Origin of the sequence: Paenibacillus sp. W2I17 (assembly GCF_030815985.1) — a bacterium.
In the GTDB taxonomy this organism is placed as follows: domain Bacteria; phylum Bacillota; class Bacilli; order Paenibacillales; family Paenibacillaceae; genus Paenibacillus.
The window spans coordinates 2,024,193-2,041,306 of the sequence record NZ_JAUSXM010000001.1 but is presented as its reverse complement, the minus strand read 5'-3'; the positions used below and the strand labels follow the sequence as shown (position 1 = coordinate 2,041,306).

The window sequence follows — 17,114 nt, the reverse complement described above, 5'->3', positions numbered from 1 at the left end:
TGATAGACGTTATTCTTATATGTCCCGATGAGATGGACCAGTGATGTAAGAAATCTCATGGACAGACTGCCCAGGTAGCAGGCTATACTGGAATTTGTCTTGTTCAGTTCAAGAGGTTGTTCAAAAATAGACTTTTGAACACGTATTTACAGGGGGAAAAGCAGTAATTATTTCTCGGGAAAGCGCAGGAGACGCCAAATTCTGCATCATTCCAGATTTAAATTTGCTTAAACATATTAGAGCAGTTATTTCAGTGCCGATTTTTAGAACAGTTCCTTCAGTTCCAGTTAAGTATCCTAGCATTGTTTCAATCCCGTACCTGTAGGGGATGAAAGTAAGAGGAGGTGCAGACATGAGATGGATATTAGGACTGGTCTGGATCGCTTTTATTGCCTATGCAGTGTTGTTGGCACCAGGGCAGTCACCTGGAAGTGACCCGATATTCAAAGAACTGATCACAATGCAAAGCAAAGAACCTTGGTTACTTACGGTATTTTCGTGGTTAGGTATTTTCCCGGCAGTGTATGCTTGTATGCTGTTAAGGACATCTGTGAAAGAACGAGGTGGCCGTGTACCGGCTTGGCCTTTTGTCATACTTTCTTTTGGATTGGGTGCTTTTGCCCTGCTTCCCTATTATGTATGGTCATCGTCCGCAAATAGAGTTTCGGGTTACGCAAGCTTACATTTTGGTCGTCAGCGAGAGTCGGGAATTGGACGGGTAGCAGCCCACAAGCTGACACATGTAGTCCTTCTGCTGTTGACGCTGGGGACGGCATTCTATGCCATGACGCAAGGTCATCCGGATGTATATATGGAAGCATTCAAGCAATCTGCCTTTGTACATATCATGACGATTGATTTTGTACTGCTGACCTTACTTTCCATGATTGCGATATATAGGGATACTGAAGTGAGTCGACGTTCAGCAGCTTGGGCTGCGGCAGGCATCATCCCTATTGTGGGTCCACTAATCTATCTGTTGACGCTCAGGAGAGACAGAGCTTGATCATCAACATCTGAAGAATCCAGAAGTAAAAGGTAGCCGTTAAGCTTGAATGCGAACAATTCATGTGCTTAATGGAAAAATATATAAAATCCAAAGAAGGAGTGGCTATCGATGAAAAACCATTTTAACGGATATGTTGTCCGTAAAGAAGAACAGGGCGGAGTGAAAGCTGCTATAGAGCAATTGAAGAAGGAAGATCTGCCAAATGGAGATGTAACTGTACAGGTGCAGTATTCCAGTGTCAATTATAAAGACGGACTCGCTACCCTTGAGAAAGGCGGTGTCGTTCGTGAATACCCGATGGTACCGGGAATTGATCTGGCCGGAACGGTAGAAGAGTCGGTAAGTGGGCGTTTTGCACCAGGAGATCGGGTGATCAGTACAGGATTTGAACCTGGCGTATCTCATTACGGAGGGTACAGCGAGTATGCTCGTCTGCGCAGTGAATGGCTGGTGCCTCTGCCACCGGGTCTCAGTGAGAAAGAAGCCATGGCAATTGGAACTGCAGGATTCACGGCCGCACTTTCGGTAGATGCGCTGTTACAGGCTGGAGTGACACCGGAGATGGGCAAGGTTCTGGTTACGGGTGCAACGGGTGGCGTTGGCAGTATGGCAGTTGCCATTCTGGCGAAACTTGGTTTTGAAGTAACAGCCAGCACAGGCAAGAAAGATCAGGAGGGGTCATTGCTCCGAAACTTGGGCGCCTCAGAGGTTATTACTCGTGAAGAAGCTGATGCTCCAGCTAAAGGAGCCATGGGGAAACAGCTATGGGCGGGAGTTGTTGATCCAACAGGAGGACCAGCTCTTGCGGAGCGATTAAAACAGATTCAATACGGAGGTGCGGTAGCGGTATCCGGACTAACCGGAGGCACAGCTTTTGAATCCACGGTACTTCCGTTTATTTTGCGTGGTATCCAGCTTATGGGTATAGACTCTGTATATTGTCCGATGGAACGTCGGGAACGATTGTGGAAACTGCTCGGCGGAGAATGGAAACCGGAGCGTGCGCTGGAACTGGGAATCCGGGAGATTTCTCTAGACCAATTACCACATACGCTGGAGACGATACTCCAAGGTGGTGCAGTAGGTCGTACGGTGGTCAATACGATATCAGATCTGCCATCCGCATAAGATTCTAAGTCCTTAGACATGCTAATTCTACCTGATTGGGTCACAGTACACGTGGCTGGAAAGGAAGGATTGGCATGTGGTTTGGTAGAAAAGGGCGAAGTCTGGTTGGAAGAACAATGAAGTCGGTACTTGTAAGTGGCGTGTTGATCACGAGTATCTGGTCCCTGGTGGCTTGTTCGGCATCATCCATTGAACAGGAGCGGAAGGTCTACACCCGCGAAGCGACAGATGAAGGAAATGTGCGTGCACAGAGTCAAGGACACGGATTAAACGGTGAATTGGTGAGTGAGATCAGTAAGAGTTTTGAAGCAAAAGGCATTCAGCTGATGAATAATATGTCTGCCGATGACGGCCATGGTGGGATCTCTTATATGTATTTGTTGAATGGAAGTGGCAGACACATCGTGAAAGTCCATATTTTCAGTGATAAGGCTGCACGAGCTGCCAGCATGAAACAAATGTATAGTGAGAATCGTGATGAGGCTGTCTTGGAGAATGCGCTTGGCCGGACAACGATTCGCAGCAAAGGGTACGTCTCACTCGTATATACAGCTTCTGGTGGGGAAAAGGACAAGTATGAACAGGATGTGATGCAGGTGTTCCAACATGTGCTGGGGCAACTAAGGTAAGTAGAGCGAGATACCCTTCGTACTTTACCGTACAGCTGAAAATAAACCCGAAAAACCCGTCTGATTCTTCAGACGGGTTTATATATTTCACGCATCACATGCCGTAACTCGGGCAAAATGAGTTTTTCCATGGCCAATTTGACGGCTCCTTTGGAACCCGGCATGGAGAATACAGCTGTGCGTCCAATCGTTCCAGCGACGGCTCTGCTCAGGATGGCAGCGGAACCGATATCTTCGGTGTAACTGAGAAAACGGAAGATCTCACCAAAGCCCGGAAGTTCTTTGTCCAGCAGTGAAGACACCGCTTCGTAGGTTGTATCTCGGGGTGCAATCCCTGTTCCGCCGCTAAGCAGCACGGCTTCGATATCATCACGAACAGCTGCATCTTGCAGGATGCTTCGAATGTTCTCCGTTTCATCTGGTGTGATGATGTATTCAACAATCGGATAACCCGCTTCATTCAGAAGCTGGTGCATGAGCTGGCCACTGGTGTCAGTGTCTTTAGTGCGTGTGTCCGATACTGTAACAATCATGCACGATACCGTGGTCGGAGCTTCCTGGCGATGTTGTTCCACTGAATTAGTCATGAAACTTCCTCCTTCAATCAACATGTCCTCATAGCATAGACCATCCGGTAGAATCAGGCAATGTACTGGGGAAGAGTTGAACGTTATTGCACAACGAATGCGGGATGGTGTACACTCGCTAGATATAGATAGATCAGGTTACAAGAAGGACAATCAGAGAGGTGTATACGCATGAATGAAACGATTTTAAAAGAACAATCCATACCTGTATATATACTGTCAGGTTTTTTGGGAAGTGGCAAAACAACACTGCTTGTTCAGTTGATCGAACATTGGCAACAGCAGGGTTTGCGTCCCGCAGTGGTTATGAATGAGTTAGGCGAAGTCAATCTGGATGGTCAGATTGTGGATTCCACCGTTCCGATGACAGAGATGTTAGGTGGATGCATCTGTTGTACCGTACGTGGTGACTTGGGGTTGCAACTTGCTGATCTCGTTCAAGAGGAATCACCGGATGTGATCATTATAGAAGCTACCGGTGCCGCGAACCCAATGGAGATTTTGGATGCGGTAACGGAGACCTCACTCTACATGCGACTGGAACTGAAAAGTCTCATTACTGTTGTGGATGCAGCACATCTGTCTGGCCTGTATCAGGAGCAGAAGGGGCAGACGTTCAAGCTGATGCAGGAGCAGATTCGTTGTGCGTCTGTGCTTCTCTTGAATAAAACGGATCGGGTGAGTGCACAGGAACTGCAGGATCTGGAGCAGCTTTTGGCAAAATGGAATGGCTTCGCCCCTGTAATTCCTACGGTGAAATGTGAGGTAGAGATGGATCTGTTGCTTCGCAGCGGGGCAGACGTGCATGTACGTGATTCAGCTTCTGAAGCAGACAAGCCGGCTCACCAAGAGCATCATGTGCATACAGAAGCCTGTGGTACACATGGATGCAGTCATGGTCATGAACATACAGATCATACAGTCCAAGGCGATGATACGAATACTGACGCATCCCATAGCCATGTCCATGCCCACAGTCACGAGCATTCCGCGCCTCATGCATCACACGAACATGTCATGGTGTATACGCATTATTTCAGTCATCCGGTGAACAGCGAAGCATTTGAACAATTTGTATCTGCTTTGCCACGGGACGTGTATCGAGCAAAAGGCATTTTATCGTTTAGTGACACGGCGAGCCGTTTCTGGTTCCAGTATGCCTACCGTGAATCGGATTACATGAAGATCACACCTCAGGGAGAGGTCCCTAATGTTGCTGTGTTTATAGGTGAACATTTTGACCAAACTGTCATTCGTGACCAATTACTGGAATTGGAAGTGATAAAGTAGGTTAGATGATTCAATATTCCTCCGAACTGGGTATTAAGATGCATAGCAAACTTTGCCTGGGAGGTAACTTTAAATGACACAACAACAATATCAACAATGTATCGATGCTTGCCTGGAGTGCATGAATGCATGCAACGTATGTTACATATCGAGTCTGAAAGAATATGATCTGGCGATGTTGCGTGATTGCATTCGTTTGAATCGGGAATGTGCGGAGATCTGCAGTTTTGCTGCACAAGCGATGACACGTGGAAGTGATTTCATTGCTGAAATATGCGAATTGTGTGTGAAAGCTTGTGAAGCTTGCGCCGCAGAGTGTGGCAAACACCACCATGATCACTGCCAAGCATGTGCAGAGGCTTGCCGCAGATGTGCAGAAGCTTGCCGGTTGATGGCAGCAGTAGCGTAAATATTATTTCACTGGAATATATAATTAAAACCGATAATGACCGTTGTCCCCTAAGGGAAGGCAGTGAACACAGGCATCTGAGACGATGTGCCTATGTGTTGCCTTTCAGTAGGGGATTTTTAATGCAGGTTGCCAAGTCTGATCGTGGTATGTATAATGATGGCAATGAATTGAAACGAAGAATATCAATGATCGGGAGAGTAGCCAGATCCATACATGACAGCGAGCCGGGAGAGGTGGAAGCCGGTATGACATGACCTGAGTGAACCGCACCCGTGAGATGGTTATCCGAAAAGATGTACGTATCCCGACCGGGGATAGGGCATATCTGTCTGAGGGTAATCCGGCTTGCGACCGTTATACGCATCGAGCGGAACGAGTTCTGTTGGTATGCATGTTGATGTATACTAAGAGTAGCTGTTCACCTAGAGTGGTACCGCGGGAATTGTTAATTCAGCTCTCGTCTCTTATTTAGAGACGAGAGCTTTTTTGTGTTTATTTTCAGCCAATAATGAATGGATAAGGAGTGTTTGACATGTTGATGAAGCAGGCTGCGGCCGATATTGCCCCTTTAACGGGATTGAATGAAGAAGAGGTTCTGAGGTTACTGGAAGTCCCACCACAGGCGGAGATGGGGGATGCAGCATTCCCTTGTTTTGCATTGGCGAAGTCATTAAAGAAAGCACCGGCAGTCATTGCGACCGAGCTCGCAACGGGATTGCAGGCAGCAGGACTTGAAGCGACTCCCGCCGGGCCGTATGTAAATATCCGTTTTAATCGGGAGAAGCTCGCGCCGAATCTGCTGAAAGAACTGGGGAATGCCACATTTGGTAAGCTTCAGCTTGGTCAAGGTTCGCGTGTTGTGATTGATATGTCTTCCCCTAACATCGCAAAACCCTTCGGAATTGGACATTTGCGTTCTACTGTAATTGGTGCAGCACTGTATCGGATGTATAACGAAGCGGGCTATACCTCCGTAAGTGTGAATCACTTGGGAGACTGGGGAACCCAGTTTGGCAAGCAGATCGCAGCGTACAAACGGTGGGGCAATGATGAAGCCTTGCAGGCAGACCCGATCCGTACTTCACTGGAATTGTATGTGCGCTTCCACGATGAGGCGGAGAACGATCCTTCACTGGAGATTGAGGCACGCGACTGGTTCCGCAAGCTGGAGCAAGGAGATGATGAAGCACAGCGGTTATGGGCGTTCTTTGTGGAAGTGAGCATGAAGGAATTCAACCGGATGTATGAACGTCTGAATGTGCAGTTCGACCATACGCTGGGGGAGAGCTTTTACAATGACAAGATGGGTGCAGTGGTTGAAGAACTGAAGGCAAAAGGTTTACTTGAAGAGAGTGATGGAGCACTCGTGGTACGTCTGGAGGATGAGAACATGCCCCCGTGCCTGATTATCAAAAAAGATGGAACAACAATTTATCCTACACGGGATTTGGCTACGGCAGTCTATCGTCATGAGGTGATGAAGGCAGATCGGTTGTTATATGTGGTCGGAGGCGAGCAGAAGTTACATTTCCGGCAGGTATTTGCGGTCCTATCCCGGATGGATCATGAATGGTCTGCGAAGTGTGAACATATCCCGTTTGGATTAATGCGTTTTGAGGGACGGAAAATGTCTACACGTCGTGGTAAAGTCGTCTTTTTGCAGGAAGTGTTGGATGAGGCAGTCGCTCGTGCCTTGCAGATTATTCAGGAGAAAAACCCGAATCTGGAGAACCCTCAGAAGGTGGCTGAGGCTGTTGGTGTAGGTGCCATTGTCTTCGGTGATCTGCGTAATAGTCGGTTAAACGATGTGGACTTCTCCCTGGAGGATGCGGTGAGTTTTGAAGGGGAGACCGGACCTTATGTGCAATACACCCATGCTCGGATTCAAAGTGTGCTTGCCAAGGCAGAAGAGGCGACCCGTATGGAAAATGAAAACCCTTTGACTAAGCCCAACCTTGCGGATGGTGAGAATAACACAGTAACCACTCCACCCCTTATCGGAGATACCTCATGGGCATTGCTGAAACTGCTTGGTGAATATCCCGAGTACCTGGAAAAAGCAATTCATCGGAATGAGCCTTCGGTCATTGCCAAATACACAATAGATGTCGCTCAAGCATTCAACCGTTTCTATCACGCCGAACGGATTGCGGATGCGTCATCTGATGTAAGATCCTTCAGGGTGGCATTGGCCAAACGGACTGCCGAACGCCTCGCGTACAGTTTACATTTGCTAGGTGTGCAAGCTCCAGAGCGGATGTGATCCCAGGTGATATGGAGTACACGTGGACTTTTCAAGAAAGCCGATCAAGATGTACCAGACTCATCAGGTCGAGGTATATTGCTTCAACAAGTGAGCAAGCGATTAGGCAGTACTCAGGTACTGAATCAAATTAATCTGGAAGTGAAACAGGGCGAATGTGCTGTGCTTGTTGGTAGAAACGGCTCGGGCAAAAGCACGTTGCTACGTATGTTGGCAGGTATTTTGTTACCCGATACAGGATCGATCCAGCGCACAATGAAGGGTTCTGATGGGTATGCAGTAGATGGCCTGCCACGTTTACCCTTTACCTCTGGAGAGTACTTGTGGGACATGGGTCGAATTCGGGGCATTCGCCCCGAAGTACTGCGTGGGCGGATTAGAGAACTTAGTGAACTTTTATATCTGGATACCGCGATTGATCAGAAGTTACCCTTATTATCCAAGGGCACACTGCAAAAAGTAAATTTGATTCAGGCCCTGTTACCTGGACCGGGTGGTCTTTTGCTGCTGGATGAACCTTTATCGGGCTTGGATATTCCAGCTCAAGAGGCCATTGTATCCTTATTGGGACAATGGAAGGATGAAGGGACATCCATCGTTACAGCTTGTCATGAACCGTTGCTTATTGAACGTTTGGCAGACCAGGTGATTGTGTTGAAAAAAGGCAGCGTGCTCCGCTACTGGAGTCGTGAAGATATACTACAAGCTGGCGAACCCGTTGTATGTATTCAAAGTCTGACGAAAGCTGGAGAGGATCTGGCTAACGATCTATCTATTGTACAACAACCAGGAGTACTGTCTTTAGTTCGCAATACAAGCTCAGGGATATCCAATGTTTGGTTGTGGGATTGGAAAGTGGTTCAACAATCAACAGATGATGTCCTCAGAATGATTCTGACATCCGGAGGTTCGGTTGTGTCTGTACAACAGGAAGAAAGTCAATTACATATGGAAAGTCTGCTGGAAGGACAACATCCAGCTGTACATACGAGTCGTGGAGGTGTCACAGAATCTGTGGACTTAAGCTTTTCCATGGATGAAGCGGGGGGAGAAGCCGAATGATCTATCTAACCCGATATTTGTTAAGGCATCACATTCGCTCACAGAAATATTTTGCACCGGTTATCTTTTATATCATCGCCATGCTGCTGATCTATTCCTACAAACCCAACCCTATTGCGGACAGTTACAGTGTTACGGCTATGCTGTTATTTCTGGCAGCTGCTTGGCTCGGAGTAATGGTGATGAATACCGAACCTGCAAAGCAGTATCAATTACTTGTCCTTCATACAGGAAGCAGGCGTAAGGTTGTAACAAGTCAACTCATCTGTGCCTGGATAATGCAATTCCTGCTCACCGCAATCACTGTGCTGTATCCCGTGTTCGCGGGAATGTTCGAGAGACAACCCACAGGTGAGGAGTGGATGATGACTTGGTTAGGACATCTGGGATTATCGCTGTTGGGATTGGGCATCAGTGTATTTTTTCAAAAATCGTACATTCCCTTGCTTAGTCGAAGTATGCCTGCCCTCATTATTGTATTATTACTATCGTTTATCCAAGGTTCCTTAAGTGAACGTTTGCCTGAATCGTTAGAATGGCTTGGCCGCATTCTTCCACCAGCCTTTTATCTGGTTCGTGAGATGATGTTATTTGATGAATCGAAGATGGACTCTTTTGTTTCGGTTATGCTGTGGACTGTGCTCTATGCATTAGGGTTACTAATCATCCATGTGTGGCTGTCCGGAAGAAGAGATCTGCGGAGTTAGAAGACGCGCTTCCCGATAACTTGAATGTTGCTCTTGGTTTGGTTAGGATAGAGGGACATGGAATAGTTAACATTGTACGGTTTAAGGGGGCGCTCGCATATGCAAAATACAGATATCCAGAATGGTGACATGCTGGACAGCGAACACTCCAGGGAATTGTTTGCCTATTACGGATTGGCAGTGTACTACGGGCAGGCACTTGAACAGCAGCTGGTCAATCTGATTTTATTAATGAAAATGTCTCAAGGCAAAGCCGTGTCTGAAGAGGATCTGGAAGATTTGTACGAACGAAAGATGAGCAGTTCACTGGGGCAGCTCATTCACGAAGTGCGCCATCATTTTACATTCTCTGAGGAAGAGACTCGCCAGTTGAATGAGTTATGGCAGCAACGTAACCGTATTGTACATCATTATTTCAAGGAACGAATTCACGAGACATTCAGTCCGGAAGGACGCTCACGCATGATTAAGGAATTGGAGGATTTCAAAGACCGTGCACAGGAGTTGGAGATCCGTCTTCAGCAATATACGGGTGCATGGATTGCAGAGCTTGGTCTGGATGCCGAATCCGCAGCAGCTCTGCAAACGCTGGAGCGGATGCATACCGAGAGTATGCAAGCAAGGGCTTTGGAAGAGGATGAATGACAAGCAAACGGATAACGAAACGCTGGATATTAATGACGGTTCTGGCTGTAGTATTGGTTGGAATCCTGTGGACTGTGGTTACCGCAATCCGTATATCTGCATATACGGATGAGGATTCATCCAGGATATCGGATGCAGCAATCATTCTGGGCGCAGCCGTGGCGGGGGATAACCCTTCACCTGTATTTCGCGAACGTATTGAACACGGGATTGAATTATACCGTCAGGGTACCGTTCGTAATCTGCTTTTCACAGGTGGATCAAGTGGTGATGGAGAACATACGGAAGCTGAAGTGGGTCAGAAGTATGCCATCGCACATGGTGTAGATCCTGCGGACATTCGCATAGAGACCAAATCCAGAATTACCGAGGAGAATCTGGTCAATTCTATTCAGATTGGTGAACAGGCCGATTATCAAACCTATACAATTGTGAGTGATCCGTTACATATGAAACGGGCCATGAAGCTGGCTGCCGGACTGGGTATGGATGCCGTACCATCTCCGACACGAACTACGGCGTATCGAACCTGGCGCAGCAAGTTTCCTTTTCTCGCAAGAGAGACCGTGATGTACATGGGATATACGATCAAAGGATGGATAGACAATCCGCAGCAGCCATGAGGTTGCACGCGGATTGTTTTTTTTGTTTGGACGAAATAAACAGTAACCGAACATGCCTCCAGATGAAAATACAAAAAACCGATCTACACCGCAAACCCTGAGGTAGCTGTGTAGATCGGTTTTTGTGTTGCCGTCGAGTACATCATTTTGATTGGTTACTTAAAGAACGTTCTGTTTTACTCTGTTATGCATTGCCTCCGGCAAAGGAGGTTGAGGTTGGAACGGAATCACCTGACGGATTCTCGAGAGTTGCGACCGCTGCTGCTTGCGCACCTTGTTGAAGCTGATACATCTTATAATAGCGGCCTTTAAGCTCCATCAGTTCATCATGTGCACCTTGCTCAACGATACGCCCGCGATGCAGAACCAGAATTTGATCTGCCGAACGAATAGTGGAGAGACGGTGAGCAATGATGAAGGTGGTACGTCCTTTTTTGAGGACTTCGAGTGCGTTCTGAATTAATGTTTCCGTTTCCGTATCAATATTGGCAGTAGCTTCATCCAAAATGAGGATGGCCGGATCAAACGCCAGTGCCCGAGCGAAGGAGATCAATTGACGCTGTCCAGCGGATAATGTGCTTCCTTTTTCGATGACAGGTTCGTCAAAGCCTTGAGGCAAATGAGCCAGTATACGTTCAGCACCTACATCACGCAGCGCCTGTTCAATTCGCTCACGGGAGATCTTCTCATCGCCGAGACTGACGTTGGAAGCAATGGTGCCTGTGAACAGATACGGGTCCTGCAATACAATCCCCATATGCTCGCGAATCCACTGTTTAGGCAGATCTTTGACGTTCTGACCGTCAATCGTGATCTTGCCTTTTTGCGGGTCATAGAACCGGAATAGCAGGTTGATGATTGAGCTTTTACCTGAACCGGTGTGACCGACCAGAGCGACCGTCTGACCTTGGGATGCTTTGAATGAGATATTGTTAAGCACGTAATCTTTTTTATAGGCAAAGGATACATCATCGAAGACAACATTCCCTTTGTATCTTGGCATAGAGCCATCGGTTACGGCTTCTCCCTTTTCATCCATCAGCTCAAAGACGCGACCAGCGGATACGAGGGAGGAGTCCAGGTTGGCGAGCTGATTCACCATGCCGGTAATCGGCTGGAACAAGCGGCCCAGGACATCAACGAAGGCATACAGAACACCCAGGGAGATAATACTTGTGCCATCCAACACGCTGGAACCGAAGTACCACAGGACAACCGCAAAGGCGATATTCCGTAATACGTTAACCAGGTTGTGTGAGGTGAAGGCATTCAGGTTCAGCATTTTGTTCTGGTGTTTCATATAGTCATCATTCAGATCTTCGAATTCCTGTTTGGTTTGTTTCTGATGGCGGAATACGCGGATAATGGACATCCCCTGAATGGACTCGTTAATGATTGCATTGATCTCACTCAGTCGTGATCGAATAATCGTGTTGTAGCGAGTAGCGAATTTGCGATAGAGTACAATCCATGTAATGAGCATCGGCACAACGAATAATGAGATTAGACCCAGGCGAACATCAAGCAGGAAGAGCGCGACATATACACCTGTAATCGTGATGATTCCTGAGAAAAAGTTCGAAAGAACGGCAACGAACAGATCCTTGACGGCTTCTGTATCGTTTGTGACCCGAGATACAACTTTACCTGCGGGCAGGTTATCAAAAAAGTGCACCGGCAGTCGCTGAATATGGGCGTACACATCGTTACGCAGTCTTTGAATGACCTTGTTGGCCGAGGATTGCAGCCAGAAAGTTTTACCAAACTCCATAATGACCGAGATCACGAGGAAGATCATGTAATACACAATTAATTGATAGATGCTGGGCATCTCCGGTTTGTAAAAAGCAAACAGTTCACCCGCGGACAGGGGTACTGCCGCATATTGGCCTGTCACTTCACCTGCGCGTGTAACTGTGAGGGTTCCATCCGCATATGTGCGGTCCCCATCAGGTGCATTGACCGGTTCGTTTACAAAATAAAAACTTCTGCCGGCTTGTAATACCCGCACTTCGGAGCCTTTGTTTTCATCCGGTTCGAACAAGCCTTCGCGTTTGTAGTTCTTGCCGTTGTAGACTGCGGCTTCATCTGAAACTGTCGTCTCATAGAAAGGCTGCTCAATCGCGAGCAAGTGATTGTCGATCATGGATTTGGCGATGAACGGCCCGGCAAGCTCGGCCGCAACACCAATAGTAAGCATAATTAATGCAGCGATAAATGTTCCTTTGGCTTTCAAGGCGTAATCAAGCAGCCTTTTGCCTGTATTAGACTTCAATGAATTGACCTCCTACGTGGACAGATTGGACTCGACCTGTTGCCGTTCATACTGTTCACGGTACCAGCCGTTCATGGCTAACAATTCCTGGTGAGTGCCTTCTTCCGTAATTTTCCCGTGCTCCAGTACGATGATTCGGTCAGCATGTTCAATAGCAGACAGGCGATGAGTCGAGATCAGCGTGGTTTTGCCCGAGCGTTTGTTGCGTATATTTTCAATAATTTTGGCTTCAGTACGTGCATCGACCGCAGATAAGGCATCATCGAGGATCAGAATATCAGGATTAGCAATAAAGGCACGCGCCAGCGATACCCGCTGTTTCTGTCCACCGGACAGAGAGATTCCTTTTTCACCAACAAGTGTATCCAGTCCATCGGACAAAGTCCCCAGATCCCCGTCAAAAGCGGCGGTACGAATGGCTTCCATGATGACTTCATCACTGGCCCCAGGTTGACCAAATTGAATGTTCTGACGAACTGATTTGGAGAACAGAACTTGTTCCTGTGGTACGTACCCTATCCAGCTGTGCAAGTCATCTTTGGCGATATCCTGAATCGGATGACCCGAGATGCTTAATGTGCCCGAACCGGCAGGGTATTCATGAAGCAGTTGTTTGAGCAAAGTAGACTTACCGCTACCCGTACGACCCACAACACCCAATGTTTGACCCCGTCGCAGCGAAAAGCTGATATGACTGAGATTGTCGACAGTGGAACTTGGGTAACGGAATGTAACATCCTGCATCGCAATTTCTTCCGGATTCGTGACGTGGGCAGGTTGCTCCACATCTTGTACGGCAGGTTCTACCGATAAAGTCTCGTTGACCCGATCAAGCGAAGCGCTACCACGTTGCATCAGGTTAATCAATTCGCCGATAGCAAACATGGGCCAGATCATCATCCCCAGGTACATGTTAAACGATACGAGATCCCCCAGGGTAATTTCATTATGAAATACAAGATATATGCCGTAGGCAAGTGCAATCACATAACTGAGTCCTACGAAGAGCCGGATGGTGGGTTCGAATAGCGCATCCATTCTGGCAACAGCCAGATTTTTGCGATACACATCCTCGGTCACGTCGGCGAACCGTTTCTCGTCGAGACGTTCCTGCACATAGGCACGCACGACACGGATCCCGGCAATGGATTCCAGCACCTGGTCATTCATATCTCCGAATGCATCCTGTGCCAGGGTGTAACGTTGATGTACAGCTTTACCATAGATCATCATGGCAATGGCGATAAAAGGTAATGGCAGGATTGCCGCCAGGGTCAGTTTCCAACTAACCAGGAAACCCATTGCGAACAATACGGTGGCCAGAAAGGCTGTAGAGTCTGTTAAGGTCAGCATGCCGAAGCCTGCTGTAGTGGCAATGGAACGAAGATCATTGGTGGCCCGAGCCATCAGATCTCCTGTTCTGTTTTTCTCAAAAAAGGGAGGAGTCATCCGTAACAAGTGGTCCATAAAGCGTGAACGAAGCAGCCGCTCCACCAGGTTGGCACCACCAAACAGTTTGTGCATCCAAACGTATGTAACCAGATAGATAATGATGACCGTTCCCAGAATAAGCAAGATATAACGGGTAAGTGAGGTGCCGGTAATGGAACCGCGCACAATCTCGTCGATGGCATTACCAAGAAGACGAGGAGGCAGCAGTTCAGCAATGCCCACCAGAATAAGCAAGATGACACCGGTTAGGTATCGTTTGCGTTCCAGCCGGAAGAACCAGGCCAGGTTTTTAAGTACAGAGAACAAGTGTTATCCCTTCCTTTCGATGTCCAAGAAATGCAGATTCCGTTCATGTATGCCGAAATGTACCCACAAAAAAAGACATACCGCACGCAGGCGGTATGTCTTCATATAATCATACGGCAGCATGGCTCAGAGAACAGAGCCGTCACCATATATAAGTTCGATTGTGAGTATACATCACAGAGGTTCTAATGAAAGAACGCCATGTCATGCCGACTTATGAACGGAATAATGATTTCGGGTGTGCTCCGGTATTTAGTTGTGTGCTGAATTGACCAATCATATGTTTGTTAAACACCGTAATCACCCTTTCTTTTTTTGGAAATAAATACAATGTAGACCTCGTATGTTTGCATCTTAACACCGGCTTTTACAATCTGTCAAACATTTTTCACAACTTATTTTGTCTTTATGTGGTCACTCGGGTTTGTATTCAAGTCCCTGTCGAGATATGATGGAACATATATATATACAGAAGGAGCTGACACCAAATGAGTACCATACATGTATCCGATCAAGCTGCTCGCTGGTACAAGGAAGAACTGAATTTGAACGAGGGAGACAGCATTCGATTTTTTGCCCGTTATAGCTCTGGCGGAGGTCTTCACCCTGGATTTTCGCTAGGTATTGCTGTGGAGAAACCAAGACATCCTGCGGATCAAACCGAAGTGTCGGGGATTCAATTCTTTATGGAAGATCACGATTATTGGTATCTGAAAGGCCACCAACTGCATGTGGATATCGTTGATGAAGGTCAGGATATCGAATACCGTTACACGGAAGTTAAGCAATAGATGGATTACAGGTCGCCACCGGCTTCCGAGTAGGAGGAGGGGATAAGCAGTGAGTCTGCCACCACGAGATTTGGCCCAGTATATCGCGAAACGCTCTCATATTGTTGTAAAGGCGGCTGTGCGGGCTGAGAACGAACAAGGTGAATTACTGCTGATTCAGCATGCTGAACACGGTCACTGGCGGTTGCCAGCAGGTGAGATGCGCCCTGGTGAGGCCATTGAAGAAGCTGCACATCGGGAGTTATGGGAAGAGACAGGTTGGACTGCTGATACCATGACACTGGAAGGTCTCTATTCGGGGCCTGACCTTCGGTATCTGCATTCAAGCGGAGATGAAGAGTATTATGTCATTGCCCTGTTCCGGACAGTGATCATTCAGGATGACCTTGTGGAGTCGCGTGTAAATAGTGATGCAGGTCTGAAGTTTTTTGCGCTGGAGTCGTTACCACCTCTTAATCAGATTAGCCGAACCCTGTTAGCGCGGGATATTGCAGAATAAAATAAGTGTTTACGCAAAAAAATGACCTTGGCATGCACGATAAAGTGGATGCCAAGGTCATTTTTTAAAAATCCGATTCACGTGCTCAGAGCATGAATTACACCTGATCCAGTGGTTCATCATCCATCGCAAAATCAAAATCATCAATATCGAATACCTGCACAGGTGATTCAGACTCAATTATGCGTGCAATCAGTTCAACCTGATCGGTGAGAATCGGGATACTCAGGCGCTGAGATGTCAGCAGCAGTTCGGTCTCAATGGGATCGAAATACTCCCCGTACTGTGCCGTATCTATTGCATTGATAATGGCAATGGATACTTGGTCACCAAATAAAATGGAGGGGCTTTTGGCCCATGGAACAAGTAACGCACGCTCTATTTTTTTCTTATTCAGCGGTTCCTCGAAATAAGAAATCATTTCATTGATTTTGGATTTCACATGCTGATCATCTGCCGGGTTATCCATCATGGGATCAGGACTGGTCTGAAATTCATATAGCTCAAGGATGGTGGTATAAGGAACAATATATTCTACAGGCGCGGGCGGCGCTAACAATTGACCGTAAATGGCCACCATCACGGCTTCTGTAATAAACTGACGTGACATGGTTCCTGAATCCTCCTGCGCCATTAATAGTTGCAAAGTGAATCTATATTTTCATGCAACAGCATAACCATAATAGTACGTGTTCAAATAGGACGGTTTTCAGTACCGAGAAGATGGGATGAAGCTAGAAATGGAGTAGCGGAGCGTAGGGAAAACTACGTGAGCAACGGACATTTCGGCTGAATTCCATATTCGATGCTGATGATGCCTCTTGGCATCCTTCGTAATCAAAAGCGGACTTTTTGAACAACCTCTAATGTGGATTATTCTGTTGTAGACTCGTGTACATAATTTGCATGAATAGAAGTATATCACACAACGGTGGGAAATACAGCCAATCTGCATAGCATGTCATGTCACAACCTTCACAACTTGAATCAGGATTTGCCCAGTAGCAATGATAAAATTCCCGCCGCAATCAATGGCCCCACAGGTACACCCTTGAACAGGGCAACCCCAAGTACCGTTCCGATTAACAGCCCTGCTACGACAGTTGGCTGTGTACCCATCAACGTAGCGCCACGTCCTCCGAGATATGCCACTAGTAATCCTACGCCAATGGCGAGTAGTGATTTCCAGTGCAGGAAAGACTCGCCGATCGTCTGCAGACTCATCTTGCCACTGGCAAGAGGTGCCATCACGCCAATGGTCAGAATAATAATGCCCAGTGTAAGTCCGTATTTTTCAAGCCATGGAAATGCCTGATTCAGGTTCAGGACTCGTAGCAACAACAGAAATACCATCGCTACGGTCACAGGTGTGTTGCTGCTGATAATCCCGAGAGCTGCAAATACGAGCAACAGCAGGGAAGTCATATCCATTGTTT

At 47.2% G+C, this 17,114-nt stretch carries 18 protein-coding genes; 13 read left to right on the top strand and 5 right to left on the bottom strand.

Features of this window, described 5'->3' with window-relative positions:
* The first annotated feature begins 352 nt into the window (after window positions 1-352).
* The 3 genes from QF041_RS08860 (at window position 353) to QF041_RS08850 (ending at window position 2,766) form a co-directional block, all read left to right on the top strand.
* A complete protein-coding gene (locus QF041_RS08860; protein WP_307413627.1) occupies window positions 353-1,006 on the top strand; it encodes a hypothetical protein in 654 nt (217 codons plus the stop codon).
* Between the two features lie 111 nt (window positions 1,007-1,117).
* Window positions 1,118-2,137: an acrylyl-CoA reductase family protein gene (locus QF041_RS08855; protein WP_307413626.1), complete on the top strand. Its 1,020-nt coding sequence runs from the start codon at window positions 1,118-1,120 to the stop codon at window positions 2,135-2,137.
* 74 nt (window positions 2,138-2,211) lie between these two features.
* Window positions 2,212-2,766: a hypothetical protein gene (locus QF041_RS08850; protein ID WP_237175931.1), complete on the top strand. Its 555-nt coding sequence runs from the start codon at window positions 2,212-2,214 to the stop codon at window positions 2,764-2,766.
* 68 nt (window positions 2,767-2,834) lie between these two features.
* Here the strand turns inward: QF041_RS08850 and QF041_RS08845 are convergent, their stop codons facing one another.
* Window positions 2,835-3,353 (bottom strand): MogA/MoaB family molybdenum cofactor biosynthesis protein, encoded by a 519-nt coding sequence (locus QF041_RS08845; protein ID WP_237175930.1) that lies wholly within the window; start codon window positions 3,351-3,353, stop codon window positions 2,835-2,837.
* 171 nt (window positions 3,354-3,524) lie between these two features.
* On the opposite strand from QF041_RS08845, the gene QF041_RS08840 reads away from it, so the two are divergent.
* The 8 genes from QF041_RS08840 (at window position 3,525) to QF041_RS08805 (ending at window position 10,355) form a co-directional block, all read left to right on the top strand.
* Window positions 3,525-4,643, top strand: coding sequence for a CobW family GTP-binding protein (locus QF041_RS08840; RefSeq protein ID WP_307413624.1), 1,119 nt, complete (start codon window positions 3,525-3,527; stop codon window positions 4,641-4,643).
* 73 nt (window positions 4,644-4,716) lie between these two features.
* The gene (locus tag QF041_RS08835) at window positions 4,717-5,052 is read left to right on the top strand and encodes a four-helix bundle copper-binding protein (protein WP_036609230.1); all 336 of its coding nucleotides are present in this window, start codon (window positions 4,717-4,719) and stop codon (window positions 5,050-5,052) included.
* Between the two features lie 122 nt (window positions 5,053-5,174).
* A complete protein-coding gene (locus QF041_RS08830; RefSeq protein WP_256704105.1) occupies window positions 5,175-5,309 on the top strand; it encodes a hypothetical protein in 135 nt (44 codons plus the stop codon).
* 278 nt (window positions 5,310-5,587) lie between these two features.
* The gene (argS, locus tag QF041_RS08825; RefSeq protein ID WP_307413622.1) at window positions 5,588-7,318 is read left to right on the top strand and encodes an arginine--tRNA ligase; all 1,731 of its coding nucleotides are present in this window, start codon (window positions 5,588-5,590) and stop codon (window positions 7,316-7,318) included.
* Between the two features lie 6 nt (window positions 7,319-7,324).
* Window positions 7,325-8,380: an ATP-binding cassette domain-containing protein gene (locus QF041_RS08820; protein WP_307413620.1), complete on the top strand. Its 1,056-nt coding sequence runs from the start codon at window positions 7,325-7,327 to the stop codon at window positions 8,378-8,380.
* Window positions 8,377-9,087 carry a hypothetical protein gene (locus QF041_RS08815; RefSeq protein WP_307413619.1) on the top strand — a complete coding sequence of 237 codons (711 nt, stop codon included), beginning with the start codon at window positions 8,377-8,379 and terminating at the stop codon, window positions 9,085-9,087. Before QF041_RS08820 ends, QF041_RS08815 begins: the two co-directional genes overlap by 4 nt.
* Window positions 9,088-9,186: 99 nt before the next feature.
* The gene (locus QF041_RS08810; protein WP_053061520.1) at window positions 9,187-9,732 is read left to right on the top strand and encodes a hypothetical protein; all 546 of its coding nucleotides are present in this window, start codon (window positions 9,187-9,189) and stop codon (window positions 9,730-9,732) included.
* Window positions 9,729-10,355: a YdcF family protein gene (locus QF041_RS08805; protein WP_307413617.1), complete on the top strand. Its 627-nt coding sequence runs from the start codon at window positions 9,729-9,731 to the stop codon at window positions 10,353-10,355. Before QF041_RS08810 ends, QF041_RS08805 begins: the two co-directional genes overlap by 4 nt.
* 184 nt (window positions 10,356-10,539) lie before the next feature.
* Here QF041_RS08805 and QF041_RS08800 read toward each other — a convergent pair whose 3' ends face one another.
* A complete protein-coding gene (locus tag QF041_RS08800; protein ID WP_307413616.1) occupies window positions 10,540-12,630 on the bottom strand; it encodes an ABC transporter ATP-binding protein in 2,091 nt (696 codons plus the stop codon).
* Window positions 12,631-12,642: 12 nt separating this feature from the next.
* Window positions 12,643-14,388 (bottom strand): ABC transporter ATP-binding protein, encoded by a 1,746-nt coding sequence (locus QF041_RS08795; protein WP_036609220.1) that lies wholly within the window; start codon window positions 14,386-14,388, stop codon window positions 12,643-12,645.
* Between the two features lie 488 nt (window positions 14,389-14,876).
* On the opposite strand from QF041_RS08795, the gene QF041_RS08790 reads away from it, so the two are divergent.
* Window positions 14,877-15,179: a HesB/YadR/YfhF family protein gene (locus QF041_RS08790; protein WP_307413614.1), complete on the top strand. Its 303-nt coding sequence runs from the start codon at window positions 14,877-14,879 to the stop codon at window positions 15,177-15,179.
* Window positions 15,180-15,228: 49 nt separating this feature from the next.
* A complete protein-coding gene (locus QF041_RS08785; protein ID WP_307413613.1) occupies window positions 15,229-15,678 on the top strand; it encodes an NUDIX domain-containing protein in 450 nt (149 codons plus the stop codon).
* A gap of 97 nt (window positions 15,679-15,775) precedes the next feature.
* Here QF041_RS08785 and QF041_RS08780 read toward each other — a convergent pair whose 3' ends face one another.
* Window positions 15,776-16,288 (bottom strand): hypothetical protein, encoded by a 513-nt coding sequence (locus tag QF041_RS08780; RefSeq protein WP_036609214.1) that lies wholly within the window; start codon window positions 16,286-16,288, stop codon window positions 15,776-15,778.
* A gap of 377 nt (window positions 16,289-16,665) precedes the next feature.
* Window positions 16,666-17,109 carry a DUF441 domain-containing protein gene (locus QF041_RS08775; RefSeq protein ID WP_036609212.1) on the bottom strand — a complete coding sequence of 148 codons (444 nt, stop codon included), beginning with the start codon at window positions 17,107-17,109 and terminating at the stop codon, window positions 16,666-16,668.
* Window positions 17,110-17,114: the final 5 nt, after the last annotated feature.

What these genes read in the sequence shown, in the direction of transcription:
- QF041_RS08810 (WP_053061520.1), top strand. Translation starts at nt 9,187, where the DNA reads ATGCAAAATACAGATATCCAGAATGGTGACATGCTGGACAGCGAACAC.
- QF041_RS08815 (WP_307413619.1), top strand. Translation starts at nt 8,377, where the DNA reads ATGATCTATCTAACCCGATATTTGTTAAGGCATCACATTCGCTCACAG.
- QF041_RS08780 (WP_036609214.1), bottom strand. Translation starts at nt 16,288, where the DNA reads ATGTCACGTCAGTTTATTACAGAAGCCGTGATGGTGGCCATTTACGGT.
- QF041_RS08855 (WP_307413626.1), top strand. Translation starts at nt 1,118, where the DNA reads ATGAAAAACCATTTTAACGGATATGTTGTCCGTAAAGAAGAACAGGGC.
- argS (WP_307413622.1), top strand. Translation starts at nt 5,588, where the DNA reads ATGTTGATGAAGCAGGCTGCGGCCGATATTGCCCCTTTAACGGGATTG.
- QF041_RS08775 (WP_036609212.1), bottom strand. Translation starts at nt 17,109, where the DNA reads ATGGATATGACTTCCCTGCTGTTGCTCGTATTTGCAGCTCTCGGGATT.
- QF041_RS08840 (WP_307413624.1), top strand. Translation starts at nt 3,525, where the DNA reads ATGAATGAAACGATTTTAAAAGAACAATCCATACCTGTATATATACTG.
- QF041_RS08790 (WP_307413614.1), top strand. Translation starts at nt 14,877, where the DNA reads ATGAGTACCATACATGTATCCGATCAAGCTGCTCGCTGGTACAAGGAA.
- QF041_RS08845 (WP_237175930.1), bottom strand. Translation starts at nt 3,353, where the DNA reads ATGACTAATTCAGTGGAACAACATCGCCAGGAAGCTCCGACCACGGTA.
- QF041_RS08835 (WP_036609230.1), top strand. Translation starts at nt 4,717, where the DNA reads ATGACACAACAACAATATCAACAATGTATCGATGCTTGCCTGGAGTGC.
- QF041_RS08830 (WP_256704105.1), top strand. Translation starts at nt 5,175, where the DNA reads ATGCAGGTTGCCAAGTCTGATCGTGGTATGTATAATGATGGCAATGAA.
- QF041_RS08805 (WP_307413617.1), top strand. Translation starts at nt 9,729, where the DNA reads ATGACAAGCAAACGGATAACGAAACGCTGGATATTAATGACGGTTCTG.
- QF041_RS08860 (WP_307413627.1), top strand. Translation starts at nt 353, where the DNA reads ATGAGATGGATATTAGGACTGGTCTGGATCGCTTTTATTGCCTATGCA.
- QF041_RS08850 (WP_237175931.1), top strand. Translation starts at nt 2,212, where the DNA reads ATGTGGTTTGGTAGAAAAGGGCGAAGTCTGGTTGGAAGAACAATGAAG.